Source organism: Embleya sp. NPDC020886, from assembly GCF_044333915.1.
Classification (GTDB): Bacteria; Actinomycetota; Actinomycetes; order Streptomycetales; family Streptomycetaceae; genus Embleya.
This window is the reverse complement of record NZ_JBIRRX010000008.1, coordinates 299,637-324,401: the sequence shown is the minus strand read 5'-3', so window position 1 is coordinate 324,401 and position 24,765 is coordinate 299,637. Positions and strand designations below refer to the sequence as shown.

The following is a 24,765-nucleotide window of genomic DNA, read 5'->3' as shown; positions in this document are numbered from 1 at the left end:
CGTAGCCCTCCGTGCACGCACCACGCGCGCGGGACGAGCGGTCGCCGATCCCGCGCGCGTGGCCGCCGACCCTCGCAAGGACGCGCTCGCGGGACGAGCTCGGAAGACGAGATTGGACACGCTGTGGATTTCCGGTACAGCGCCGAGGACGAGGAGTTCCGGGCCGAGGTCCGCGAATGGCTCCGGGAGAACCTCTCCGGTGAGTTCGCCGCGGCCGTCGGTACCGGCGGTCCCGGCAGCGAGCACGAGCACTTCGAGATCCGTCGGGCCTGGGAACTGCGGCTGGGCGAGGGCGGCTGGATCGGCCTGGACTGGCCGAAGCGGTACGGGGGCCGCGAGGCGTCCCTGATGCAGCAGGTGATCTTCGGCGAGGAGTACGCCCGCGCCCAGGCCCCCGGCCGGGTCAACCACATGGGCGAGAACCTGCTCGGCCCGACCGTGCTCGCGTTCGGCACCGACGAGCAGAAGGCCCGCTTCCTGCCCGCCATCGCGCGCGGCGAGGAACTGTGGTGCCAGGGCTACTCCGAGCCGGGCGCCGGTTCCGACCTGGCCAACCTGCGCACCACCGCGACGGTGGACCCGCAGACCGGCGACTGGCTGATCAGCGGCCAGAAGGTGTGGACCTCGCTCGCACACGAGGCGAACTGGTGCTTCGTGCTGGCCCGCACCGACCCCGCGTCGCAGCGACACAAGGGCATCACCTTCCTGCTCGCGCCGATGGACCAGCCCGGCATCGAGGTCCGTCCGATCGTCCAGCTCACCGGCACCAGCGAGTTCAACGAGGTGTTCTTCGACAACGCCCGGGCCGGCGCCGAGCACGTGGTCGGCGAGATCGGCGCGGGCTGGGGTGTGGCGATGGGCCTGCTCGCGTTCGAGCGCGGGGTGTCCACGCTGGCCCAGCAGATCGGCTTCGAGATCGAGTTGGACCGGGTGGTCGCCGAGGCCAAGGCCAACGGCGCGATCGAGGACCCGGCCCTGCGCGATCGACTGCTGCAGAGCTGGATGGACCTGAAGGTGCTGCGCTGCAACGCGCTGCGCACGCTCGGCTCGCCCGACCCCGGCGCCGCGTCGGTGGCCAAGCTGGTGTGGGCGGGTTGGCATCAGCGCCTGGGCACGCTCGCGATGGACGTGGCCGGCGCCGAGGCCACGCTGGCCGCCGAGGCCCCGTACGAACTGTCCGCCGCACAGCGCCTGTTCCTGTTCACCAAGTCGGACACCATCTACGGCGGGTCGAACGAGGTACAGCGCAACATCATCGCCGAGCGTGTTCTCGGCATGCCCCGTGAACCGCGAGGAGACGCCAAGTGAGCCCCACCCCCGCCCCCACCTACGTCGAGGGCCACGGCCTGCTGGCCGGCAAGACCGTGCTGATCACCGCCGCGGCGGGCACCGGGATCGGCTTCGCGGCGGCCAAGCGCGCCGCCGAGGAGGGCGCCGTGATCGCGATCAGCGACAAGCACGAGCGCCGACTGGGCGAGGCCGCCGACGAACTCGCCAAGCTGATCGGGTCGCGGCCGCTGGCCGTCCCGTGCGACGTCACCGTCGAGGAGGACGTGCAGAACCTGATCGACACGGCCGCGCGCGAACTCGGCGGCATCGACGTGCTGATCAACAACGCCGGGCTCGGCGGCGAGGCCAACCTGGTCGACATGACCGACGCGCAGTGGGACCTGGTCATGAACGTGACCCTGAACGGCACCTTCCGCTGCACCCGGGCGGCGCTGCGGCACATGCAGCCGCGCGGCAAGGGCGTGATCGTCAACAACGCCTCGGTGCTGGGCTGGCGGGCGCAGAAGGGCCAGGCGCACTACGCGGCGGCCAAGGCCGGCGTGATGGCGCTGACCCGCTGCTCCGCCGTGGAGGCGGCCGAGTTCGGCGTGCGGGTCAACGCGGTCGCGCCGAGCATCGCGATGCACGCGTTCCTGGCCAAGGCGTCCTCCGAGGAACTGCTCGACGAGCTGTCCTCGCGCGAGGCGTTCGGGCGCGCGGCCGAGCCGTGGGAGGTCGCCAACGTGATGGTCTTCCTCGCGTCGGACTACTCCTCGTACATGACCGGCGAGGTCGTTTCGGTCAGTTCGCAACGCGCCTGACCGCGACACCGCCTCGTCAAAAGCGGCGCCTGGGCCCGGGTATCAGTCCTCGCAGGGACCGACCCGGGCTTTCGCGCGCGCCGGCCCGATCCGGCCCACGACTGCCGCTCGCGAGGAAATCGAGAATGTCCGGCAGCAGTTCGCCGACCCGGTACGGCGGGCCCTCGGTGTCCTCACCGACCGGATCCGGCGGGTGGGGAGGGTCCGGATCGTTGTGCGCGAACGCCGACCACTCGACGTCGTGCAGTTCGGACGCCGACCATTCGGCGTCGCACCACGGGTGTTCCCGGCCACATTGCGGACAAGCATTTCCGCTCATGTCCACCCACGATAGGTGGTCGATCGCGGACGCGCCGTAACTTTTCCGGACTTGTCCCAAACCGATCCGTCGGCCGCGCCCCGGCCACGCCCGGCGCACACGCCGGGGCGAGCGTGGGCGAGACGGGGCCCACACCATCTATTGCCGACCGCCACTCGAAATGAACCCAGGCCGGTGTTACTTTGATCTGACTATCCGTCAGGTTCTGTGCCGGCTGCCTCACCTGCACGTACACAGGTGAGGCTGCCGGCATGGGCGCGCCCCGAAAGGCGACCCGTGGACTTCGACTTCTCCCCCGACCAGACCGCGTTCAGCGAGACGGTCGAGCGGTTTCTCGACGCCAATCCCGACTCCGAAGTGTTCGATGTCACCCGGGAGAACATGGCCCAGGTCGTCGACACCCCCGCACGCCGCGCATACATGCGCAAGATGGCCGACCAAGGCTGGCTCGGCATCACCTGGCCCGAGGAATGGGGCGGCCAGGACGGCGACGGGGTCTACGAATACCTGCTCAACGAAGCCCTGGCCGGCCGCGGTGGACCGCAGATCGGCAAGGGCGTCGGCATCATCGGCAAGACCCTGCTCGCGCACGGCAGCGACAAGCTCAAGGCCGAGTTCCTGCCCAAGATCCTGAACAACGAGGTCGAGTTCGCGGTCGGCTACAGCGAGCCGGAAGCCGGCTCCGACGCCGCCTCGATGAAGCTGCGCGCGGTCCGCGACGGCGAGGGCTGGCGACTCAACGGCCAGAAGACCTGGACCACGTCGGCGCACTTCGCCGAGTGGTACTGGGTCGGCGCGCGCACCGACCCCGACGCGCCCAAGCACCACGGCATCACGCTGTTCCTGGTGCCGATGGACCACCCGGGCATCACCGTCCGGGGCATCTGGACGATGGGCGACGAACGCACCAACGACGTCTTCTTCGACGACGTGTGGGTCTCCGACGAATACGTGGTCGGCGAGCTGAACAAGGGCTTCCAGTACATCTCCCAGGCACTGGACCTGGAACGCTTCACGATGTTCTCGTTCGCCCCGATCCAGCAGCGCCTGAACGTGCTCACCGAGTACGTCAAGGAGGCCACCCGCGACGACGAGCCGCTGCGCGAGGACCCGATCGTGCGCAAGCAGTTGGCCACGCTGGTCACCGAGGCCGCCGTCGCCCGCCTGCTCGGGCTGCGCGTGGTGGCCGCCGCCGCCGGTGGCGGGAAACCGCCCACGGTCGAGGCGTCCGGCTACAAGCTGTACGCCACCGAGCTGTCCAAGCGGCTCGCGAACGCGTCGATGGACATCGCCTCGCCGGGCACCCAGTTGCGGGTGGGCACCGAGGACGCACCGATGACCGGTCGCGCCGACTCGACCTACCGCTACACCGTGCTCGACACCATCGGCGGCGGCACCTCCGAGGTGCAGAAGAACATCATCGCCCGCCGCGGTCTCGGCCTTCCCAAGAACTTCTGACGGGGCCGCGGTCATGTCCGGAGAGTTCCTGGAAGGCGTCACGGTGTTGGACCTCGCGAGCGTGGGCCCCGCCGCCCGCGCCTCGCGCTGGTTGGCGGACTACGGCGCCGAGGTGATCAAGGTCGGCCCGGTCCCGGCCAAGAGCGGCGTGCAGATCGCGCCGCCCTACTACTCGTACAGCGCGCATCGGCGGATGAAGCGCGTGCTGGTCGACATGAAGGCGCCCGAGGGCCGCGAGGCGTTCCTGACCCTGGTCGAGGGCGCCGACGTGGTGATCGAGAGCTTCCGTCCGGGTGTGGTGGACCGGCTGGGCATCGGTCCGGAGGCGGTCGCGGCGCGCAATCCACGCATCGTCTACTGCTCGACGTCCGGCTTCGGCCAGGACGGCCCGCACGCCCAGCAGGCCGGACACGACCTGAACTACCTGGGCGTGGGCGGCTTCCTGCACATGTCGGGCCCCGGCACCGACGGCGGCCCGCCGATCCCGGGCGCGACCGTGGCGGACAGCGCGGGCGGCGGCATGCACGCGGTGATCGCGATCATGGGCGCGCTCTTCCGTCGGCAGCGCACCGGCGAGGGCGCCCGGCTGGACGTCTCGGTGGCCGACGGCATGCTCGCGCTGATGGCGCTGGGCGTGGACGAATACCTGGCCACCGGTGTCGAACCGGAGCCCCGGCACGGCATCCTGACCGGCCGTTACGCGTGCTACGACACCTATCGCGCCCGCGATGGCAAGTGGCTGGCGGTGGCCGCGATCGAGGGCCGCTTCTGGGCGAACCTGTGCCGGCTGACCGGGCTGGACAAGTGGGCCCCGCGTCAGCTCGACGACGACGCCCAGGACGCGATCCGGGCCGATCTGGCGGCGGCCTTCGCCACCCGGGACCGGGACGACTGGGTGGCCGAGCTGGCCCCCGCCGACACCTGCGTGTCGGCGGTGTTGTCCGTACCGGAGCTGCTGGAGGACCCGCAGTTCCTGGCCCGCGGCGCGTTCACCACCGCCGAGCACCCGGTCCAGGGCGAGTTCCGCCAGGTGGGCCCGGTCCTGGCCGGCCAGCAGGCGCCCGCGGACCCGTACCCGGTCCGGGAATCCGGGATCACCGACACCGACGAGCTGCTCGCCGCGGCCGGGCTGGGCCCGCACCGCATCGCCGAGCTTCGCGCTTCAGGAGTGGTCGCATGACGGCACAAGACACCACGCTGCCCGAGGACGTGGCGGCGCTGATCGGCAAGGTCCAGTACGAGAAGCGGGGTGACTTCCCCGCCGAACGCGGCTACATCTGGACCTCGTGCGCGTCGGTGCAGAACGGCAACCCGCTGTTCTGGGACGCGGCCGTCGCCGAGGAACTCACCGGCGGTGCGATCGCCCCGCTGAGCCTGCTGTCCGCCTGGGCCCGCCCGCACTACTGGGCGCCCGGCGCGGAGGGCGAGCAACTCTCCCTCCAGGTGCACTTCGACCTCAAGATCCGCTTCGAACTGCCCGAGGCGATCATGACCGACAACACCAACGTGTTCTACGAACCGGTGCGCCTGGGCGACATCGTGACGTCGCGTCAGGTGCTGAAGTCGGTGAGCCCGGAAAAGCGCACCAAGCTCGGGATCGGCCGCTTCTGGGTAATCGACGTCGAGTACCACAACCAGGACGGCGCCCTGTTGGGCACCGAGTCCTACACGGGCTACGGCTACCGGCGGGAGGCCACCGGATGAGCGACCTGACCCTCGATCAGTTGGCCAAGGGCGACGCGCTGCCCACGTTCGGCGTGGACGTGACCGCGACCACGGTCATCCTGGGTGCGCTGGCCAGCCGCGACTGGCGGCCGATGCACCACGACTACAAGTTCGCGGTCGAGCGCCAGGGCGTGCAGGACATCTTCCTGAACACCCCGAACCAGGCCGCCTGGTTCGAGCGCTACCTCAACGACTGGACCGGCCCCAAGGGTCGGATCGGCCGGATGGTGTTCCGGATGACCAAGCCGGTCTTCCCGGGCGACCACATGCTGCTCACCGGCACGGTGGACGACGTCTCGGTGGACGAGGCCGGTTGCGGCTGGGTCCGCGCCGAGATCTCGCTGACCGTGGACGGCGCGGCCCGCACCACGGCCACCGCGCGAATCGCGTTGCCCACCACCCCCGACGACAACCCGTGGGACCGGCGCGGCGAGCGCTGGAAGCCCTAGAGGAGACGCGCGATGGACCTCGATTTCACCCAGGAACAGGACATCCTCCGGGAGACCGTGCGCGGCCTGACGGCCCGGCACGCCGACCTCTCCGTCGTTCGCGAGCTGGAGAACGACCCGGTCGGGTACCCCAAGGACTTCTGGAAGAAGCTCGGCGAGTCCGGTCTGACCGGCCTGACGCTGCCCGAGAAGTGGGGCGGGTCGGAGATGACCACGCTCGACGCGGCCGTGGTCTACGAGGAGTTCGGCCGTTCGCTCGCGCCGACTCCGCACTTCGTCAGCTCGGTGCTGGTCGGCGGCGTACTCGCCGCGGCCGCATCCGACGACCAGCGGCAGCAGTACCTGCCCGGCATCGCCGCCGGCACCACCATCGCGAGCGTGGCGTGGCTGGAGCCGGACCGAGGCTACAGCGGCAAGGGCGTCGCGCTGGCGGCCCGCGCGGACGGTGACGGATACCTGCTGTCCGGCACCAAGCGGCACGTCGCGTACGCGGCGGCGGCCGACGTGCTGCTCGTGCTCGCCCGGACCGGCACCGCGGGCACCCCGGGCGATCCGGCCCAGGGCGTCTCGCTGTTCCTGGTCGACCCGAAGGCGGCCGGGGTCACCCTGACCCAGCAGACCACGATCGCCTCGGACACCCAGTACCGGGTCGACCTGGCGGACGTGCGCGGCGAATTGGTCGGCTCGGCCGGCGCCGGCTGGCCGGTCTGGTCGGACGTGCTGCACGACGGCCTGATCCTGCTCGCGGCCCAGGCCGTGGGCGGCGCCAAGCGCGCCCTGGAGATCACCGTCGAATACGCCAAGCACCGCAAGCAGTTCGACAAGCCGCTCGGCGCGTTCCAGGCGATCGCACACAACCTGGCCGACGCCTCGACCGCCGTGGACGGCGCCGAGACGCTGGTCTGGGAGGCCGCCTGGTCCCGGGACAAGGGCCGCGACACCGCGCGCCTGGCCCCGATGGCCAAGCTCTTCGCGGCGCGCACCTACCGCGAGGTCACCGACCTGGCGGTGCACGTGCACGGCGGCATGGGCTTCACCCTGGAGTGCGACGTACAGCTCTACTTCCGCCGGGCCAAGTCGCTCCAGCTCAACTGGTGGGACGACCGCTACCTGGAGGACCTGATCGCCGCGGACGTGCTCGACAAGGGCTGACGCCCCCGATCCCCGGACGAGGGCGACTCCCGCACCGCGGGGGTCGCCCTCGTCCGTGCGGCGGGACACTGGCGGCGGTCCACGGGCGGCCCGCTCGGGAGCGGGCGCGGGCGGAACCCCGGCGCGGCACGCCGGCCGGGTACATGTGGTGTACCAGCCGGGAGTGGTCACCTCCGTCCGGCTCGGCGACCATGCATCGGTGACCGTGCCTCCCGGATTCGGGTGCCCGACCGCACCACGACCCACCGCCGCCCGACCGCCGGCGCCGAGGGGCCGACGATCTCCGCGACCCCGCCGGGCCCGCCGCCGTCGTCCATCGCCGACCCGCCGGTTTCCGGCGTCAGGCCCGGCACTCGCGCCTGCTCGGCCGCCCTGTCCACCGCCGCGCGAATGGCGTCGGCGACGTCGGCGGTCTCCAGGCTCCACCTCGTAGGTGACGGTCGCGTACGCGGCCGAACCTTCCTTGCTGATCGCCTTCGACTCGAACGGGTCTGCGACAGCGGCCACTTGCGGTCCGTCACGCAGCGACCCACCGCGTTGTCGACGACCTTGCGCAGGTCGCCGGTGGCCACCTTTTGCCCGCCTGGGGCGACGAATACGACCCGGGGGGGGTGGCGCCGTCCGCGGCCGTTCCGGGAAATCGCTCCTCCATGAGATCGAACGCCTTCTGCGACTCGGTCCCCGGGCATCGAGAACTCCTCGTCCGAGGCCCCGACGCCTGCGCGGCACCCACCGCGAGCGCGGCCGGCACCCCCGGCCAGCCAGCAGGACCCGGCCGCGCCGACCGCCTTCGCCCGAGACACCGAGCTGGACGGACCACCTTCCGTGAGACAGCGTGGTGGCTTCGTTGGTCCCGGACGGAGGCAGCGGTGAAATCCCTCGAAATGTCGCGCGATGTACGTCTGACCGCCCACAACGCCGTCTCCACGGCCCTGGCCCGGTGCGATGACCACACCCTGGGCAGCCTTGTGGAGTCGGCCCAGCCGCTCGGTTGCGGTATCGGCGGCAAGTCGGCGCTGCTGGAGATCGACGGAACCCCGGTCTTCGTGAAGCGGGTGCCCCTCACCGATCCGGAGCGGGAACCGGACGGCGTGCGGTCCACGGCCAACGTGTTCGGATTGCCGGTCTTTTGTCAGTACGGCATCGGCGGCCCGGGCTTCGGCGTCTGGCGGGAACTCGCCACACACACCATGACGACGAACTGGGCGCTCGCGGGCGAATACGAGGGCTTTCCGCTGCTGTACCACTGGCGGGTACTGCCGGACTCGACCCCGCTGCCCGAGGAACTGGCGGACGTCGAAGGGGCGGTCGCCTATTGGGGCGGTGGGTCGCAGGTGCGCCACCGCATCGAGGCCCTCCGAGACTCGTCGGCGAGCGTCGCACTGTTCCTGGAGTACATCCCCCGGAACCTGCACCAGTGGCTGGGCCGGCAACTGGACATCGGCGGCGGGACCGCCGACCGGGCCTGCACGATGGTGGAGCGGGAACTGAAGGCCGGAACCTCGTTCATGAACAGCCGCGGCCTCCTGCACTTCGACGCCCACTTCGAGAACATCCTGACCGACGGCCGGCGCCTGTTCTTCACGGACTACGGCCTTGCGCTCTCCTCTCGGTTCGAACTGTCGGGCGAGGAGGTCGACTTCTTCGACCGGCATCAGACCTACGACCGCTGTTACACCACCTCATACCTGGTGAACTGGCTGGTCACCGCCCTGTACGGACACGACCGAGACAAGCGCGAGGCCCGGGTGCGCGCATACGCCGAAGGCGAACGCCCCACGGGGGCACCGAAGGTGGCCACGGCAATCCTCACCCGCGATGCGCCGCTCACCGTTCTGATGGCGGACTTCTTCCGCAAACTCGGAAACGAGAGCAGGGAAACCCCGTACCCGGCCGAGGAGATCGGCCACATCGGCCACCCGGAGAACGAGATCGCTCCCGCAACCATCAGACGACGGCCGAACGAGCCGGCCGAGTAAGCACCTCGCCGAGAACCGGATAGCCCGAACGGACCTGCTCTCTCGCTGCGTTCGCCGCGTGCGCGGCGCCGACGCACCCGACCTCCCACAACCGCCAAGACCGAAGCGCCCCCCAGGGCAACCCACACCCGTGCCTCCGGAGCCCAGAGGACTTTCGGCCTACTCCGGAGAGAACTGCGTCACGCCACTCGCGTCACCGAGCGCACGAAGTCGGTCCACTGTCGTCGGCCGAAGGAAATCACCGGGCTTTCGGCCAACTTGGAGTCCCTGGCCGCGACATCAGCCGCCAGCGGGCAAACTTCAAGACACGAGCCATCGTCCACGCTGTACGAGGACTCATGCCACTGAACCGAGCCGATCCTCGTGATCATGCTTCCTCCAGAAATCCTCTTACCCATGGCCAAATTGACGGGACACGCTGGCACGAGCGAGCAACCGGGTCGCGCGAGTCCGTAGATCCCTCCTGGAAACTGGGGATCACAGCACGTCCGCTCCACTTCATCGTCCCAACGATGGAGCCCCCGAGGCTACGCACAAAGCCCAACTCGGGTCTTTCGGCAAGCTTCGAGGCATGCGCACCCCCCTCCGACCGGAGATACCCCGACGGAGAGGGGTCTCCTCTCGCCATAACCTACTTGAGCACGCTCAGGAAGCTCCTCCAAGACTCTTGCCGAAATCCCAGTTCAGGACTTCCGGTGAGCTTCGAGTCACGTGCGAATGCTCTGGTTGCATTAACGGCTACCTCCACGCAGGCACCGTCCTGTGAGCTTCGTGAGGACTTTCGCCAGTGCAGCGCGCGCAAATCCATCTTCACCGTTTCGCCCACCATGCTTTTTGATCCTCGATCATTCGGATTGAATTCTCCTCGTCGAGACCTGCCTGAAGCAACCTGCGAAGGAGGCCACGCGCACGATTCACATAAGCAGTTTCTTCCGTGGCAATCGATGAAGCCACCGACGCACTGTCGCACACGACACTTCGATCGCGTGCACCCGAATATTCGAAGAGCGTGAATCCGCTTTGCATGGCTGCCCGCGCACCAGTACTGAAGGGAACCACGCAGACCGTGATGTTGGGCCGCGCGGCAAGATCTGCCACGTGCCGAAGTTGCTCCTGCATCACGTGCGGACCTCCGACATCGACGCGCAGACAAGCTTCGGTAATGATCCACGTCACCGAAGGTGGCGGCTCCTCGGCAAGTCGCCACTGCCGACGCATACGGATCTCGACAAGCATTTCGACCAGCTCGTCACCGCCCCCGAATGAGCTTTCGGTCACGGCACGAGCGTACTTTTCGGTCTGAGCGAGCCCTGGAAACACGAGTGAGTTGTACTCGGTGATGCCAGTTGCAAGCGATTCAAGGCGAGCGTATTCGGCGTACTCTCCATTCATTCTCCCCACGTACGGCTCCAGCCACGCCAAGACGTCCCGCTCCGAGGACGCGAGCAGCGCGAGCGCCGTCTCCCTGTCCTCAGGACTTGCTCCATAGAGAGCGAGGAGGGCTTCCACCTCGTCAAGCTCCAGCGTGCGCTTCGCCGTTTCGGCGCGGCTCATCGTGGACTCGGACATGCCGATCCGGGCTCCGGCCGAGCGCATCGTCATCTGCGTCGCTTCACGCAAGCACCTCAGCAGTCTCGCGAGTTCACGCTGCGACTCCTCAGCGATCATCACACCTCCTTCGCACACAGTCTGCTCCCTGACACCGACCGCAGGGTGATCACTTGCAGAAATCCCATACAACTTGACGACTTGCATGGGAGCGAGGAAGGTAGCACTCAAGACACGAACAGCAATCGCTTGATTGCTGCAAGTGGTCGTGATGCGTGCGGCTACACGCCCAGGCGCCGCCTCCCCACCTACGGGAGGCCGCGTACGGCCTCTTGCCGCCACTGTCGTCCAGCAGTACGCGTCTCTACGCGGAGCGAAGCAAGTCGCTATATCCCGCGGCAACATTCGGGAGCTGCCATGCCTTCAAGCACCCTCAAACAGGATTTCCCCATCTCGGCCACGTCAGTGAAGCATGTGCGCGACTGCGTACGGAGCTTCTGTGTCGACCTCGGGTTCCCCTCGCCGATCGTCGACTCGGCACCGCTCATAGCCAGCGAGTTGGCCACCAACGCGGTGCGGCACGCCAAAGGGCATGCCGTCCGGGCGGAGTTCACGCTTGTCCTGACCCTGAGCGGCGGGCGGCTCGACATCGCCGTCTGGGACTACCACCCCTCACCCTGCCCACCCCTGTCCAACCTGGCGGACATCCCCCCGGACGCACAACACGGCCGCGGACTGGCCCTGGTCTGCCTCGACGCAGCCGGATTCACCTGGACCCGCACGCCCACCGGCAAGCTCGTGTCCGCCTGGATCCAGGTCGGCGAAGCACCCGCCCGCCGCCGCCCACAACCAACACAGGCCGGACTCTTCTGACAACGGGCGTCCACCCCGACCCACAACGCCGTCTCGCATCACCCATGCGCGGCACACGCACGTCCCGGGGCCGGGCTCACTCCCGTCACAGCGGGAGAAGGGCAGCCCTCAAGAACAGTAACTCAACAATAAACAAAGGCAGTTCGTCATGAGCCCACTACTGAAACCCGTCCGGGTGGAGCCCCACACATTCCCGAACCGCAACCCCCACGCCCCCTACCTGGTCGCCGCCGGCGAGACGTTCGACGTCATCGAGGTGGGCGAATCCCTCGGCCGGGCCACCCTCGACGTCCTGCGCACCCGACAGGTCACCCCGGGCCCGATCATCCTGGACCGCCGCTACCGCCGTATCGGCTTCCTGATCCCGCCCGAACCCACCCACACGCTGCCGCCCCGCGAACAAAGATCCGGCCCACGCCACCACGGCCGAGGCTGCTGGATCACCATCCCGCACCCGAACACCCGAAGCACCGACGCCCTCATCTGGCTCGTCGCGCCCGTGGATCACGAACAGCCCTCCTGCACGCTGCGCGACGTCCGCAGCGCGATCAGAGCGGCAGCCCAAACCCTCGGGTCCTGAACCGAACCAGCAGACCGCCCCGCTCGGAGCCATCCCCCTTGATCATCACCGCCGCACGGCAGTCACCCACGCACCACATCACGCACATCGCACTCGAACTCACCAACCCGTGCCGGCCCCCGTGCCCGGCCGGCCACTCGCCCTCCACGCCCCCGGATTCCTGGTGCCGACTCCTCACCGAAGCGACCGAACTCGGGGCCGAATCAGTGCGCTTCGCCGGTGGCGAGCCCACCACCCATCCCGCCTTCGGCGAAATCCTGTGCCACGCGATCCGCGCCCGCCTGGACATCGAGGTCGTCACCGACCTCGTCCACATCAACCGCTGCCAATGGACCCTGTTCACCCACGAACGCGTCCGCCTCGCCACCCGGTGGTACTCCGACGACCCCGTTCAACACGAGGCCATCACCCATCACCCCGGCAGCCACCTCCGCACCCGAACCAACATCGCCACCGCACTCGGACTGCACATCCCCCTGCGGGTCGACATCGTGGAAACAATCCCCGACCAACGCATCGGCGCCGCCCGAGCCGAACTCCTCCTCCTCGGCATCCGCCCGGACCGCATCGACATCGACCGACTCCAAGCCCCGCCCGAGACAACCAACTCCCTTACACAGTCGCCGACTTCCCCCACCATCCTGGCCAATGGCGACGTCGCAACCGGCCCGAGCCACCGCCGACTCGTCGTCGGCAACGTCCTACGCCGACCCCTCACCGAAATCCTCGCCACCCCCACGTGGGCACCGGCCCCTCCCACGAAACCCGCCCCACCGACCATCCCCACCCCGAACGAGGCCACCGTCCCGAAACCCACCACACCTGCGCGCCCACACCCTTCCCCCCGCCCGACCGACCCGCCATCCACCACCCTCTGCCTCCTCGGCCGGAGCAACTGCGGCCAACCCCCGTTCCCGGCCCCCCGACCACCACTCACCCCGGACCAAAAGCACACAGCACACGACCCGCCCACACCCCCGTCACCGTCACCGTGACCAATCCCGCCGCACGCACAGCAGCGAAGACGAACGCAGGTCCGCCCGCACCCACCGGGCACCATCGGTCGGCTCCGCCGGTGCCGGCCGGGCGTGCTGCACGGGCCGACGCCCCGCGCGACGACACCCGAAGGCGGCTCCCGGCTCAGGCCGGGGCTGCCTTTTCGGTGCCCGGCCCGATCCGACCACCCTGCGGCCGATCACTCGAAAGGGGGGTTTCGAGGCATTCGTCCGAGCGAATGGGCCCGTCGTCGTCACCCTGATGTCATGGGCAACCCTCGGCGTGCAGCGCGGAATGCGGCTCGATGCACGGCTCGACACGCGTCTCGGTGTCTGTTGGTGGCGGCGCTGGGCCTGCCGGTCCTGGGCGCGTGCGGCGAAGCCTTCGCCGACGAACGCATCACGGTGACGGTGGAGACCGGACCGGCCGGGCCGGTCGGCCCACGCACGGAGGTGGACACCGGCCGGGTGCATGTGGTGCACCACCCCGGGGTGCTCACCTCGGTCCGGATCGGCGACCACGTCGCGGTGACCGTGCGGCCCGGCTGCGGCTGCTCGCCCGGGGCGCCGCCGACGCCACCCGCCGCCCGGCCGCCGCGACCCCGGCCGCCGGCTCCCACGCCGCCGGTGACCAAGACGACGGAGCCGGCCGCCGTCGCCCCACCCGCACCCCGGCCGCCGCGGGCCGCGGCCGCCCGGCCGTACACCTTCGCGGTCCTGGACGCGCTGCCCGCACCGCCGACGGCCCCCGCGTCGGCAGCCGAACGGCCGCCCGCCCCACGGCCGTTGCGCATCGCCGGCGCCCCACCCGAGGACGACGCGGCGCACCCGGGCTTCGCCGACGGGATCGGGCCGGCCCTGATCGTGTCGATCCTGCCCGCCGCGCTAGCGGCGCTGCTGCCCCATCCCGCCCGGCGAGGAGCGCGCCCGTGATCATCTGGATTCTCGGCGCCCTGCTCGGCGCCGGCATCGCGGCCGGCGCCCTCGTCCTGCTCAGTCGCGGCGAGAACACCAAGACCGGCGGCTTCGACGGGCAACTGTTGTCCTTCTGCGGCGGCGCGGTGTTGTCCTCCTTCGTGTTGCTGACCAGCTTCCAGATCGTCGGCGCGTGGGAACTCCAGTCCACGGTCCGCCAACACGCGAGCGACGAGGCCCGGGTGCTGACCAGGACCTACGCGGCGGCCGGAGGGCTGGCGGCGCCCGACCGGGAGGCGGTGCGCGCCGGGCTGCGCGACTACACCCGCACGGTGATCGACAAGGAATGGTCGGCGATGGCCGACAAGCGCGACTCCCCGCTCGCGTGGCGCCAACTCGACCTGATCACGGCCCGCGTCGCCGCCGCCTCGGTCACGGCGCGCGACCAGGCCGCCGACACCCGGGCGGCGATGGCCGACCTCTACGTCAAACGCCACGTACGCCTCGCCGACCCGGCCTCCATGACCCCGATCGTGCTACCGGTGGCGATGATCGTCGCCGGCATCTTCGCCATCGTCTTCCCAGCCCTGGTCGGCCCCACCACGGACGTCCGCCACATCGTCGCCCTGGCCTTCGTCGGCGCGATCGTCGCCTTCGGCATCCTCTTCGTCATCCAACTACGCAACCCCTACACCGACCCCTTGGCCGTCCACCCCACCGCCTTCCACACCTCCCTCACCCGCTACACCCAACTGGGCTGAGCCACCCGGGCACCGGGCCGAACACGACCCTGGTGCGCGCGGTCGGCGCCCCGATCGCCCCACGCACCGAACGACAAGCCGGGCCCGACAAGATCCGATTGCGCCGGCAAATGGCCGGTTACTCGCTTCAACCAACTCCTTGGCTGCGCTTTGATCTTCTTGCACGTGATCTTCCGGACGTCGCGACGGCCCCGAGGCGCCGCAGTGACGTCATGGCCCGGCCATAGAGGAGAAACGATGAAGACCAGCATTCGCGCGCTCACGGCAACGGTGGTCGCAGCCACCGCGTTGGTCGCCGGTTCGGGTGGAGTATCCGCTGCGGGCGCCGCCGGAGGTGTTCACGCGGACGGTGTCATCGTCGAGTTGGGTCCTGCGCCGGCGACCGATACCGAATTCGCCGACTGTCACGGGGTGGTGGTCGTAGGACAGGACCAGAGCCTGGGCTCCCTGTACGTGCGGGGCTCGTTCTTCCTGCCCACGAGCACTCGGGGGCTGCCCTGCAAGGGATGGCTGGAGCGCAGCGTGAACAACGGTCCCTGGACCCGGATCGGCGATGTGCACACGAATCCCTCGAACTCGACGGGCTGGTACTACAACGGCGATGGGTACCGCGGTCGTGTGTGCGTCGGCGACCTTCTCTACTCCAACTCGTATTCCTGCGTCGGTACATACCCGGCAAGCTGACCGGCAGCCAAGTATCCGCAACGTCCCGACGGAGCGGCGCGCGCGCCAGGGCACGGACGCTCGACCGGGGGTTCCCGGTCGAGCGTTTCGCCTGGGCGGCCCGCGAGTCCGGGCGTTCTGCTCGTCCGGCAACCGGGCAACCCGTACACCGGCCCCTCGGCCCGGTACCCGGCCGCGTTCCACACCGCCCTCACCGCTACAGCCCGAGCGTGCCGCCGGCCCGCGCGGCCCGTACCTCGGTGAGGTTGGTCTCGGCCCATCGGCACAGCTCGGTCAGCAGTGGGGACAAGGACTGGCCGAGGGTGGTGAGCGAGTACTCGACGTGTGGCGGTACGACGGGGAGCGCGACGCGTCGGACGAGGCCGTCGGCCTCCAGGGAGCGCAGGGTCTGGGTGAGCATCTTCTGGCTGATCCCGCCGATGGCGCGGTGCAGTTCGGCGTGTCGGAGGGTGCCGCCGCGCAGTGCGTACAGGATCAGCGCGCTCCACTTGTCGGCGATCAGGCCGAGTACCTCCCGTGAGCCGCAGTTCGGGTCGAACACGTCCGGTTCCATCGGGCCCCCCGGTACAGGTACCAAATAGTGCGTACTTCCGCCCGGGACCGTACCGACCTACGGTCACGTACATCAATCGGTCGAGCGAAACCGGCCGACCACCACACCGGCTGCGGTGGACGTTCGGTGTTTTTGGTACGAGGGGGAACAGCACATGAGGATCGGCGTACTGGGCACGGGTGAGGTCGGGCGACGGCTCGCCGGCAAGCTCGCCGCGCTGGGTCATCAGGTCACGCTCGGCTCCAGGACGGCGGACAACGCCGAGGCCAAGCAGTGGGCCGCGGACAACGGCGGCGCCCACGGCACCTTCGCCGACGCGGCCGGCGCCGCCGAACTCGTGGTGAACGCGACCGGCGGCCTGGTCTCACTGGCCGTGTTGGAGGCGGCGGGTGCCGACAACCTGCGCGGCAAGGTGCTCGTCGACGTGTCCAACGCGCTGGACTTCTCCCAGGGGTTCCCGCCCAAGGTCCTCACTCCGGACGGCGGCAGCCTCGCCGAACAACTGCAAAAGGCGTTCCCCGAGACCCGGGTCGTCAAGACCCTCAACACGATGAACAACACGGTCATGGTCGAACCCGGCCTGGTCCCCGGCCATCACAACGTCTTCCTCAGCGGCAACGACGACGCCGCCAAGGCCGAGGTGGCGACCCTGCTGGGCTCCTTCGGCTGGACGTCCGACCGGATCATCGACCTCGGCGACCTGTCCAGCGCCCGCGCGACGGAACAGCTGATGCCGCTGTGGCTGCGCCTGTACGGGGTCCTGGGCCCGGTGGACTTCAACATCTCGATCGCCATCGCCCCCGCCGGCCGGACCCACTCGTAGCCCGGGTCGGACGCAACGACCGACCGGCCACCCGCCGTCACCCGGGCGGCGGGCCCGGCCGGGACCGGTCACTCGCCCCACCGGGCCGCCGCCGCCTGCCGCTCCATGTCGGTCAGCCCCGTCTCCCGGCGTTCGCGGACCAGTTCCCCGGCAAGGGTGTAGCGCGGGGCGTTCCCGGCTCCGCGCTCGGCATGGCGGACGATCTCGTCGGTCAACGTGGCGGCCATCCGCAGCCGCGGGTATCGCGCGTGGATGGCCTGCCCCTGCGCATCGGTGACGAACTCGGCGTCGCGTCCGAAGTCCAGGCCGATACCCCGCCTGGTCAGGTGGGTGAGGACGCCCCGGCGCTCGGCGATGCCGGCCGAGGTGTGCAGCGCGATCGCCTCCCACACCGAGTCCACGTGCGCGGCGGCGACCCCGTGTCCGCTCAGGAACTCGGCCGCCAGGTCGGCCCCTTCGACCTCGAACCGCTGCTTCCCGGGCGCGCCGGGCGAGGTGCCGAGATCGTGCAGGACGCAGGCGAGGAACAGCAGTTCCGGATCGAAGTCCACCTGCGGACGCAGCCCCTCGTGCTCGGCGAACAGAGCCGCGAAGAGATAGCTGCGGACACTGTGGTTGGCCACCGACTCGCTCTCGCAGGCATGCACGTACTCGATGGCGCGAACGGCCGTCGACGTGGTCGGAAGGTCGGGATGCGGGTGCGGAATCGCTGTCGTCATGGCGCCACCGTAGAAAGCCCGCCGGCCTTTCGACAGTGGCACGAACGCCATCACTCGATAGGTTTGTGCCATGTCTGCTTCGCCCCGCCCGCACCACGTCGCCGTGCTCGCACTGCCGGACGTGCTCGCCCTGGACTTCGGCATTCCGCTCCAGGTCTTCGGTAGCTGGCAGGACGGCCCGTACGCCACGACGGTGTGCACCGAGACGCCCGGCCCCGTGCCGGTGCACGGCGGCGCCGCACTGCTCGTCGAGCACGGCCTGGAAGCACTCGCCCATGCCGACACCATCGTCGTGCCCGGCCAGGCCGGGTCCGGACCGCCCTCGCGGCGGGTGTGCGACGCCGTGGCCGCGGCCTCGCGCCGCGGCAGCCGGATGGTGTCCATCTGCACCGGGGCCTTCGTACTCGCGGCCGCCGGTCTGCTCGACGGTCTGCGCGCGACCACCCATTGGGAGTTCGCCGCCGCGCTGGCCCGGGACTACCCGGCGGTGACCGTGGAACCGCACATGCTCTACGTCGACGAGGGCGACATCCTCACCTCGGCCGGCGTGGCCGCAGGCATCGACCTGTGCCTGCACATCGTCCGCCGCGACTTCGGCGCCGCCGCCGCGAACCGGCGGGCCCGAGAGCTGGTCGCGGCACCGCATCGCAGCGGCGGCCAGGCCCAGTTCATCCAGCGCCCCGCCCTGCCCCGGCCGAGTGGGCCGCTCGACGGCCTACGTGCCTGGGCCCTGGGCCGGCTCGACGAACCGCTGACCGTCGACACCCTGGCCCGCCGGGCGGGCCTGTCCCGCCGCACGCTCATTCGACGGTTCCACGAGGAGACCGGGCAACCTCCCATGCAGTGGTTGCTCACGGCCCGCCTCGACCGGGCCCGGGAAATCCTCGAATCCACCGACGAGTCGGTCGAGTTCGTGGCCCGCCGCTCCGGCCTGGGCACCGCGGTGAACCTGCGCACCCTGTTCAAACGCCACCTCGGCGTCCCACCCACCACCTACCGCGCCACCTTCCGCACCCACGAGTCCGGAAGCCGGGTCACCACCGACCGACGGTGAATGTTGCCGATCTCGATCCAGCCGCCGGACGGCACGCGGTACTTCACCCGGGTGCCGTCCTCCGCCCACGACCGGGCATCGGCCCGGGTGCGGCACTTTCGGATGTGGACGCTTTCAGATGTGCAGCTCGGGGGCGAAGCCCGTCCAGCGCAGTTCGGGCGGCAGGTGACGCATGTCGTTGGCCATGAGGACGGAAGCGGGCCGACCGGGCGCGTAGCGGACGACCGTGAGTGCGGCGTTGCCGTGGTCGAGGCCGATCCAACGCCACTTCGGCGCGTGCATGGCATCCCGGACCAGCCAGGCGATCAGGAAGTTGTGCGTGACGACCAGTTCGTGCCGATCCACCGCGCCGGCCACCGGCCCGGTGAACAGATCCAACGCCCGACGGCCCAGCGCGAACCCGTGCTCCCGTTCCTCGTCGGTGGTATCGGCGAGAAAGCGGAGGCAGGAGTCGGCGGCCTTCGCCGGGAGCTCTTCCCGTCCCGGCACGTACGGCACGAAGTCACCGGCAACTTCCGAGGCATGCAGCGGCACGTTCGGGAGGTGCCCACCGATCAGGCGGGCAGTCTGCTCGGCCCGTGCCAACGGACCGTGGTGAACGACAGCCAAGGGAATGCGCCGAAGGCGCTCCCCCAAGAGCACGGCCTGCCGACACCCACCCTCGGTCAACCCACTCTCGTCCGGCAACGCCTCGCCGTGCCGAACCAGGTAGAGGTATCGGGTCGCCACACCGGTCATCACACGCTCCTCCGTGTCCATGGGGACCCGGCCGCATCGACGAGTGCTGTCGCCGCGCGACGACTCGCCGGCCGGGCGCTTGCGACGACCGTGCGCAGTGGTGGCTGTAGCGCGGTGGCTGTGGCGCGTTCCCCTCAGGAGGCCCGGTCCGGCCGGTCCTGGTGGGGGTGCTCGATCACGATGCGCTCGACCGCTGCGGTGACCAGTTCTTCCCGCTCGGCCTCGGTGAAGACGTCCGGGAGGGTGAGCTGCTCGACGATCAGCCAGTTGAGGGTCAGCATCAGCAGCTTGACGGCCATGGTGTCGCCGGGGAGGCCGGAGGCTTCGTGGTACTCGATGTTGGCGTCGACGTCGGCCCGGACCCGCTCGGTGAGCACCCTGCGCAGTTCGGGGCGACGGGTGGCCTCCAGGCGCAGTTCGAGAAGCGCGAGGTAGCCGGTGCGGAAGGCGGCGACACGGCCGACGAGTTCACGCATCAGCACCGCGTAGGTTTCCCGGTCGCGGCCGGCCGCCCGTTGGCGGGCGATCAGGGCTTCGTCGGGCTGGAGGCGCTCATAGACGCGGGCGCCGGCTTGGGTGAGCAGATCGTCACGGCTCACGAAGTAGTTGGACACGGTCCCGACGGGCACGGCGGCCTCGTTGTCCACCGCCCGGAAGGTCAGTCCCCGTGCACCTTCCCTGGCCAGCACCTCGATCGCCGCATCGACGAGCGCGGCACGCCGCTGGTCGTTTCGCCTCACCATTGTCACCGCTCCATGTGCAGTACTCCGTCCAGACTACTTCAGGCAGAGTACTTCATGAAGCTCCGGCGCCGGCCGCGTGATGACGCCTGGGCTGCCGTCGTACCGAGGGTCAGCCGCCCTGGCCGGCGCTGCCGATCGGGCCGACCTTCACCGGGGAGCCGGCGCCGTCCGTGACGGGCAGCGTGGCGGCGCCCGGCCACTGGAGGGTGACCGTCTTCGTCTCACCGGGCGGGGTCACCTGGAGACCGGTGATGCCGACGCCGGAGCCACCCGACTCATTGGCCGGGTAGTTGATGCCGAAGGACACCGACGTCCCGCTCTTGAGGACGATCGAGGGGGCCTCCTCGCCGGTGCGCTTCGCGGACAGCGGCCCCGCGCTGGTCTTCAGGTCGACGCCCGCGTACCCGGTCATCGCGCAGTCCCGGCCGTTGTTCTTGAACGTCACCGCGACGGTCTTGTCACGGTCGCCACCGATGGTGCCGTCGATCGCGGTGATCTTCAGGTCGTCGGTGCGGCACTTGGCGGTCTTGCCGCCGTCGGCGGAGCCGCCCCCGCCGGTCGTACCGGTCGCGGCCTGCCCGCCGGAGCCGGAGGTCTGTCCGGCGGAGGACTTCCCGCCGCCCTGGCTGCCCCCCGTGGTCGGCGAGCCGGGCGGGGTGGCCGCGTTGCCGGCCGAGGTGACGGGCGAGGAACCCTGCACCGCCGGAGCTCCCTTCGCGGCGTCCGAGTCCGAGTCCGAGCCCTGACACGCCGTCATCAACGAGGCGCCGACAACGAGGGCTGCGGAAACGAGAACGGCCTTGCGACGGTTGCCGAACATGAAATTCCCCTTGGTCTCCGACAGTTGAAGCCGAATCGGTTCCGGCTCCTCGGTGCTTGCGTGATCACTATGGCGAGGCCGTGAAGCGAGCGGCCAGGGGCGTCGTCGTTCCACGACATCGCTGTCGCAGACCGGTTACATGGTCACGTAAGGAAACGAGACCTGCTCGATACGCCCTTTTCGGACCCTTATGACCGGCGCAACTCGGCGCACTGGACCGACTTTTGTCCGGCCGTATCAACAGGGCAACAGTCGCTGTGCCCGCTCACCGGCGCGGTGGATCACCATGAGCCGGCCCTCACGCGACCGGGGCCGGACCCATGGCCACCGGGCTCGGAACGGCCGCTGCCCGGCGCCCCTTTCGGTTCTGCCCGTCACACCGGACCCCTGGCGACATGCCGGCGCGCACAGCGGATCGGTGCCGCCCCGTACGCGCCGTTACATTGCCGGCACTTCCCGGAGCGTCCCTCACGGCCCGCACTCCGCCGGAAATCCCCTCCCTTGCCCGCCGGTTCCCGCCCACCAACGGATGCCACCGCCCGACTCCCACCGACACGACGACAGTCGGCCCGCCACCATGCCAGGTAACAGCGGCCCCGAAGCGGCTTCCACCGGCCGTCCCGAAGATCCCCTCGCTCCACACCGGAATCTTCGGCACCGAGCCGGTCGGGTCGCGGTGTCTCGCAACGGCAGTGCTGTCACAGACCGGGCTACTGCCCGGTCATAGGGGGTGACCGAACGGTGTGACCCGTCGCGCCGTCGAGGTCTTCGGTTGACGCTCTTCCAGAGGAGAACAACATGAGCCAGGTCGACATCGCACGCCCCGACGCACCGGGGTTGGACGAATTGGTTCCGTCGCGCTACGCGCTGAAGGTCGGCGACATCGACGTGACGGTGATCAGCGACGGGGTGCTGCCGATCGCCCCCGTAACGTTGGCCACCAACGCCGCCACGGCCGACCTGGAGGGCTGGCTCGGTGACATGTTCCTGCCGCCGCAGGTGATCAACTGGCCGCTGAATGTGGCCGTGGTGCGCAGCGGCGGCCGGACCGTCCTGATCGATTCCGGGCTGGGGACGGAGTTCCCGGGCTTCCCGCGAGCCGGGCAGTTGGCCATGCGACTGGACGCCGCCGGGATCGATCCCGCCTCCGTGACCGATGTGGTGCTCACCCACTTGCACATGGACCACATCGGCGGGCTGCTCGTCGACGGGCTGAGGGGCCGGCTGCGCCCGGACCTGAAGATCCACCTGGCAGCGGCCGAAGCCGAGTTCTGGGCAACACCCGACTTCTCCCGAACCGTCATGCCCGCACCGGTGCCGGACGTGCTTCGAACGACCGCCTCGCGGTTCCTGGACGTGTTCCGCGGCCGGTTGCAGCCGTTCGAAAAGGAGTACGAGGTGGCGCCGGGCGTCATCGTCCGTCGCACCGGCGGTCACACCCCCGGCCACAGCATCGTCCGACTGGAGTCCGGCGGCGACCGGCTGACGTTCGCCGGCGATGCCGTGTTCCAGTGCGGGTCCGACCACCCCGACTGGCAGAACGGCTTCGACCACGACCCCGAGGAATCGACCCGCGTCCGGATCCGTCTCCTGACGGAGCTGGCCGCGAACGGCGAGCTGCTGGTGGCCAGTCACCTGCCGTTCCCGTCCGTCTGCAACGTGGCGGTCGACGGCAACGCCTTCCGTTTCGTACCGGCCGTCTGGGACTACTGACCGCACTTCGGCCACACTTCGATCGACGCCGACGCGTGAGCAGCGCGCGAGCGGCCGGCCCCGACAGGTAGCCATGGTTGTCGGGTGAACGGGGTTGAGCGATGCCCACTCGCCATCGTGGTGGGCATCGCTCCGGGACCGGATGTGTCTGCTTCGGGCCGCCCGAGGATAGGTCCACGCCCCCCGCGCGGGCCCGGTGGGCGTAGGCGGCGGCGAGCTGCGACTTGCCCATCCCGCCCCCGGACAGCACCACCGTCGCGTGATCGGCCCGGGCCCGATCGATCCGCTCCCGCAACCCGGTACGGTCCTGGAACGCCGAGGCCGACGCCGGTACGGGGTCGCGCTGAAGCGGCCACTCCACCGGCCCCGGGACGGGCGCGGCTCGGACGTTCAGGTTGGTGACGTTGCCGGTGATCGCAACGGCGCGGAGTGCCAACGCGATGGCGGGCCCGGATCCATCGATGTGCACCGAACCCGCGCCCGCGTCGGCGCCATCGCACGGTGGCCACCTCGCCTTCCCCGATGCCCCGGCGCCCGATCGTGGCGTGCCCGGTCAGGGACGGCGGTCGATCCCGGTGTCGGCACTGCTGCCGGGACCATCGGCAACCGCATCACCGGTACGTTCCGCCCGCGCCGACCCGCCGCCGGGACCCGCGGGGCCCCGGATACCCGTCCGGGCCTCACCGCCGCCCGTCGCACGGGCACTGCCGGTATCGACGGCCTCCTCGTTCGTCGGAGCCGGAACGGGAGTCGGCTGCGGCCGGAACAGCGCCCACACCAACGCACCCACCCCCGTCGCCCCCTGAACCGACGCCCCCACCAACTGCCCCGCATCCGGACCGTCCAACAACCACAACAACGGCGTCGAGACGATCACCACCACCCCGACCACCACAACCGCCATCTTCCACACCTGCGACACACCCCACCCCCGAACCACCACAGCCACAGCCACAGCCACGACCTGCCCAACGAACCGCCCCCGGAGCCCACTTCCCAGAACTACCAGACAAACCGACCCGCGTCCTCGGACTGGGCACAACAAGCCGATCCACCCTCGGCTCGACAGCCGCAGCCCAAGGATGTCTTGGTGTGCCTTGGGTTGAGATCTCGCTGCATGCCGGCGTTCGTGTTGCCTCGTCCGGCCGTAAGTGGGGCTGTTCGTGCCGGAGTTGCTGTGTACGGCGGTCCGACCGCCCCCGGGCAAGGCCACGCCGTGCTCGTTTCCGGCGCCGGCGTGCCGGCAATCGCCTGCTGCCTCCAGCCGGCACTGGTTGCCGCGGGCCTTCCGACTGTGCCGCAAGGTCAAGACCGTCCCTTGCGGCTCCCTGCACACACAGCGCGACAACCTTCAGGCAAGCCAACAAGCGCTGTGCCGGTGGCGCCCCGGTTCGATTTCCATGTCCGACACCAGTCCGGCTCGAAGCAGGTACAGCCGACGTCGTGTCACCTGACGAGCGCGTCGCTCCTCGACGTAGGCGATGGCGGCCACCGACCCTCCGCGCGTATCACTGCGGGCAAAGGAGTACACGGCAACGGACCGCTGTACCTCTTGCGGCATCGGGCGCCGCCCTTCCAGCGCAGCCGAGCGCAACCGCACGGCGCTATAGCGGAGATCGCGCACCACGACCGCCCGCCACGACCTCCAGGAACGTGAATCCGCCTGCCCGGAGCGGACGGCGTTGCGGCCCATGTGGTGGGCACTTCTTGCCATGTCCCCACTCCTACCGCAGGAATCGGCCGCGCCGCCGGCGGTTTCCCCTCGGCCGATGCGGCAACCTCACCTCGCGAGTCACGGGACAACCTTGAGCCGGCTCCACCGGCGGTCACTCCCCCACACCTACGGCGACGTACGAACGGTTCCGGCACAGATTCCACGACTTCTGCAACTCCCTTGCCAAACAAAGAGCTTCATCCAACCGCGCGCATCAGCACCGACCGCAGGGCAAGGACACGCCGAGTACTTCCCAGCCGGCAACCATTCGATACGCCCGACGACCACTTTGGCGGACGCGAGGCCGAGACCGGTGTCCTGGTCGCCGCAGAAGACGGGCGCACGCCGTACCGCTCGCCG

The 24,765-nt window shown here is 69.7% G+C and carries 27 protein-coding genes; 16 read left to right on the top strand and 11 right to left on the bottom strand.

Annotated features, from left to right (window positions below):
• The first annotated feature begins 123 nt into the window (after nt 1–123).
• The gene (locus ACH4U8_RS27680; RefSeq protein ID WP_395780889.1) at nt 124–1,308 is read left to right on the top strand and encodes an acyl-CoA dehydrogenase family protein; all 1,185 of its coding nucleotides are present in this window, start codon (nt 124–126) and stop codon (nt 1,306–1,308) included.
• A complete protein-coding gene (locus ACH4U8_RS27675) occupies nt 1,305–2,090 on the top strand; it encodes an SDR family oxidoreductase (RefSeq protein ID WP_395780887.1) in 786 nt (261 codons plus the stop codon). The genes ACH4U8_RS27680 and ACH4U8_RS27675 overlap by 4 nt, the downstream gene beginning before the upstream one ends.
• Before the next feature lie 16 nt (nt 2,091–2,106).
• Here ACH4U8_RS27675 and ACH4U8_RS27670 read toward each other — a convergent pair whose 3' ends face one another.
• Nucleotides 2,107–2,409, bottom strand: coding sequence for a hypothetical protein (locus tag ACH4U8_RS27670; protein WP_360322808.1), 303 nt, complete (start codon nt 2,407–2,409; stop codon nt 2,107–2,109).
• A 276-nt stretch (nt 2,410–2,685) separates the two neighbouring features.
• On the opposite strand from ACH4U8_RS27670, the gene ACH4U8_RS27665 reads away from it, so the two are divergent.
• The 6 genes from ACH4U8_RS27665 to ACH4U8_RS27640 all read left to right on the top strand — a co-directional run bounded on the left by ACH4U8_RS27665 (nt 2,686) and on the right by ACH4U8_RS27640 (nt 9,172).
• Complete coding sequence (locus tag ACH4U8_RS27665) at nt 2,686–3,867, top strand: acyl-CoA dehydrogenase family protein (RefSeq protein WP_360322806.1); 1,182 nt, start codon at nt 2,686–2,688, stop codon at nt 3,865–3,867.
• A gap of 13 nt (nt 3,868–3,880) precedes the next feature.
• Complete coding sequence (locus ACH4U8_RS27660) at nt 3,881–5,047, top strand: CaiB/BaiF CoA-transferase family protein (protein ID WP_360322804.1); 1,167 nt, start codon at nt 3,881–3,883, stop codon at nt 5,045–5,047.
• A complete protein-coding gene (locus tag ACH4U8_RS27655) occupies nt 5,044–5,571 on the top strand; it encodes a MaoC family dehydratase N-terminal domain-containing protein (protein ID WP_360322802.1) in 528 nt (175 codons plus the stop codon). The genes ACH4U8_RS27660 and ACH4U8_RS27655 overlap by 4 nt, the downstream gene beginning before the upstream one ends.
• Complete coding sequence (locus ACH4U8_RS27650; RefSeq protein ID WP_020549685.1) at nt 5,568–6,041, top strand: MaoC/PaaZ C-terminal domain-containing protein; 474 nt, start codon at nt 5,568–5,570, stop codon at nt 6,039–6,041. The genes ACH4U8_RS27655 and ACH4U8_RS27650 overlap by 4 nt, the downstream gene beginning before the upstream one ends.
• A 12-nt stretch (nt 6,042–6,053) precedes the next feature.
• Nucleotides 6,054–7,193 carry an acyl-CoA dehydrogenase family protein gene (locus tag ACH4U8_RS27645; protein WP_395780885.1) on the top strand — a complete coding sequence of 380 codons (1,140 nt, stop codon included), beginning with the start codon at nt 6,054–6,056 and terminating at the stop codon, nt 7,191–7,193.
• Between the two features lie 884 nt (nt 7,194–8,077).
• Complete coding sequence (locus ACH4U8_RS27640) at nt 8,078–9,172, top strand: protein kinase family protein (RefSeq protein ID WP_395781019.1); 1,095 nt, start codon at nt 8,078–8,080, stop codon at nt 9,170–9,172.
• Between the two features lie 179 nt (nt 9,173–9,351).
• On the opposite strand, the gene ACH4U8_RS27635 is transcribed toward ACH4U8_RS27640, so the two are convergent.
• The 3 genes from ACH4U8_RS27635 to ACH4U8_RS27625 form a co-directional block, all read right to left on the bottom strand.
• Nucleotides 9,352–9,543, bottom strand: coding sequence for a DUF397 domain-containing protein (locus tag ACH4U8_RS27635; RefSeq protein ID WP_395780883.1), 192 nt, complete (start codon nt 9,541–9,543; stop codon nt 9,352–9,354).
• Between the two features lie 260 nt (nt 9,544–9,803).
• Complete coding sequence (locus tag ACH4U8_RS27630; RefSeq protein ID WP_395781017.1) at nt 9,804–9,980, bottom strand: DUF397 domain-containing protein; 177 nt, start codon at nt 9,978–9,980, stop codon at nt 9,804–9,806.
• A 2-nt stretch (nt 9,981–9,982) separates the two neighbouring features.
• On the bottom strand, nt 9,983–10,840 hold the full coding sequence (locus ACH4U8_RS27625) for a helix-turn-helix domain-containing protein (protein ID WP_395780881.1): 858 nt from the start codon (nt 10,838–10,840) through the stop codon (nt 9,983–9,985).
• Between the two features lie 297 nt (nt 10,841–11,137).
• Between ACH4U8_RS27625 and ACH4U8_RS27620 the strand changes: the two genes are divergently transcribed.
• Both ACH4U8_RS27620 and ACH4U8_RS27615 read left to right on the top strand, forming a co-directional pair.
• Entirely contained in the window at nt 11,138–11,593 is a 456-nt protein-coding gene (locus ACH4U8_RS27620; RefSeq protein WP_395780879.1) for an ATP-binding protein, read from the top strand.
• Nucleotides 11,594–11,741: 148 nt separating this feature from the next.
• Entirely contained in the window at nt 11,742–12,173 is a 432-nt protein-coding gene (locus tag ACH4U8_RS27615) for a hypothetical protein (RefSeq protein ID WP_395780877.1), read from the top strand.
• A 203-nt stretch (nt 12,174–12,376) separates the two neighbouring features.
• On the opposite strand, the gene ACH4U8_RS27610 is transcribed toward ACH4U8_RS27615, so the two are convergent.
• Nucleotides 12,377–12,760 (bottom strand): hypothetical protein, encoded by a 384-nt coding sequence (locus ACH4U8_RS27610; protein ID WP_360322788.1) that lies wholly within the window; start codon nt 12,758–12,760, stop codon nt 12,377–12,379.
• Between the two features lie 747 nt (nt 12,761–13,507).
• Between ACH4U8_RS27610 and ACH4U8_RS27605 the strand changes: the two genes are divergently transcribed.
• From ACH4U8_RS27605 to ACH4U8_RS27595, 3 genes are all read left to right on the top strand, one after another.
• On the top strand, nt 13,508–14,101 hold the full coding sequence (locus ACH4U8_RS27605) for a hypothetical protein (protein WP_395780875.1): 594 nt from the start codon (nt 13,508–13,510) through the stop codon (nt 14,099–14,101).
• Nucleotides 14,098–14,844, top strand: coding sequence for a hypothetical protein (locus ACH4U8_RS27600; RefSeq protein ID WP_395780873.1), 747 nt, complete (start codon nt 14,098–14,100; stop codon nt 14,842–14,844). Before ACH4U8_RS27605 ends, ACH4U8_RS27600 begins: the two co-directional genes overlap by 4 nt.
• A 237-nt stretch (nt 14,845–15,081) precedes the next feature.
• Nucleotides 15,082–15,528: a hypothetical protein gene (locus ACH4U8_RS27595; protein ID WP_395780871.1), complete on the top strand. Its 447-nt coding sequence runs from the start codon at nt 15,082–15,084 to the stop codon at nt 15,526–15,528.
• A 196-nt stretch (nt 15,529–15,724) separates the two neighbouring features.
• Here the strand turns inward: ACH4U8_RS27595 and ACH4U8_RS27590 are convergent, their stop codons facing one another.
• Complete coding sequence (locus ACH4U8_RS27590; protein WP_395780869.1) at nt 15,725–16,081, bottom strand: winged helix-turn-helix transcriptional regulator; 357 nt, start codon at nt 16,079–16,081, stop codon at nt 15,725–15,727.
• 154 nt (nt 16,082–16,235) lie between these two features.
• On the opposite strand from ACH4U8_RS27590, the gene ACH4U8_RS27585 reads away from it, so the two are divergent.
• Entirely contained in the window at nt 16,236–16,904 is a 669-nt protein-coding gene (locus ACH4U8_RS27585) for an NADPH-dependent F420 reductase (RefSeq protein ID WP_395780867.1), read from the top strand.
• A 68-nt stretch (nt 16,905–16,972) separates the two neighbouring features.
• Here the strand turns inward: ACH4U8_RS27585 and ACH4U8_RS27580 are convergent, their stop codons facing one another.
• A complete protein-coding gene (locus ACH4U8_RS27580; protein ID WP_395780865.1) occupies nt 16,973–17,623 on the bottom strand; it encodes an HD domain-containing protein in 651 nt (216 codons plus the stop codon).
• Between the two features lie 70 nt (nt 17,624–17,693).
• On the opposite strand from ACH4U8_RS27580, the gene ACH4U8_RS27575 reads away from it, so the two are divergent.
• Complete coding sequence (locus ACH4U8_RS27575; protein WP_395780863.1) at nt 17,694–18,677, top strand: GlxA family transcriptional regulator; 984 nt, start codon at nt 17,694–17,696, stop codon at nt 18,675–18,677.
• 114 nt (nt 18,678–18,791) lie between these two features.
• Here the strand turns inward: ACH4U8_RS27575 and ACH4U8_RS27570 are convergent, their stop codons facing one another.
• From ACH4U8_RS27570 to ACH4U8_RS27560, 3 genes are all read right to left on the bottom strand, one after another.
• A complete protein-coding gene (locus tag ACH4U8_RS27570) occupies nt 18,792–19,415 on the bottom strand; it encodes a histidine phosphatase family protein (protein WP_395780861.1) in 624 nt (207 codons plus the stop codon).
• 134 nt (nt 19,416–19,549) lie between these two features.
• Nucleotides 19,550–20,158 carry a TetR family transcriptional regulator gene (locus ACH4U8_RS27565; RefSeq protein ID WP_360322771.1) on the bottom strand — a complete coding sequence of 203 codons (609 nt, stop codon included), beginning with the start codon at nt 20,156–20,158 and terminating at the stop codon, nt 19,550–19,552.
• 109 nt (nt 20,159–20,267) lie between these two features.
• The gene (locus ACH4U8_RS27560) at nt 20,268–20,978 is read right to left on the bottom strand and encodes a DUF4232 domain-containing protein (RefSeq protein ID WP_395780859.1); all 711 of its coding nucleotides are present in this window, start codon (nt 20,976–20,978) and stop codon (nt 20,268–20,270) included.
• 798 nt (nt 20,979–21,776) lie between these two features.
• Between ACH4U8_RS27560 and ACH4U8_RS27555 the strand changes: the two genes are divergently transcribed.
• Entirely contained in the window at nt 21,777–22,691 is a 915-nt protein-coding gene (locus ACH4U8_RS27555; RefSeq protein WP_360322768.1) for an MBL fold metallo-hydrolase, read from the top strand.
• 553 nt (nt 22,692–23,244) lie between these two features.
• Here ACH4U8_RS27555 and ACH4U8_RS27550 read toward each other — a convergent pair.
• On the bottom strand, nt 23,245–23,595 hold the full coding sequence (locus tag ACH4U8_RS27550) for a hypothetical protein (protein WP_395780857.1): 351 nt from the start codon (nt 23,593–23,595) through the stop codon (nt 23,245–23,247).
• Between the last annotated feature and the right edge of the window lie 1,170 nt (nt 23,596–24,765).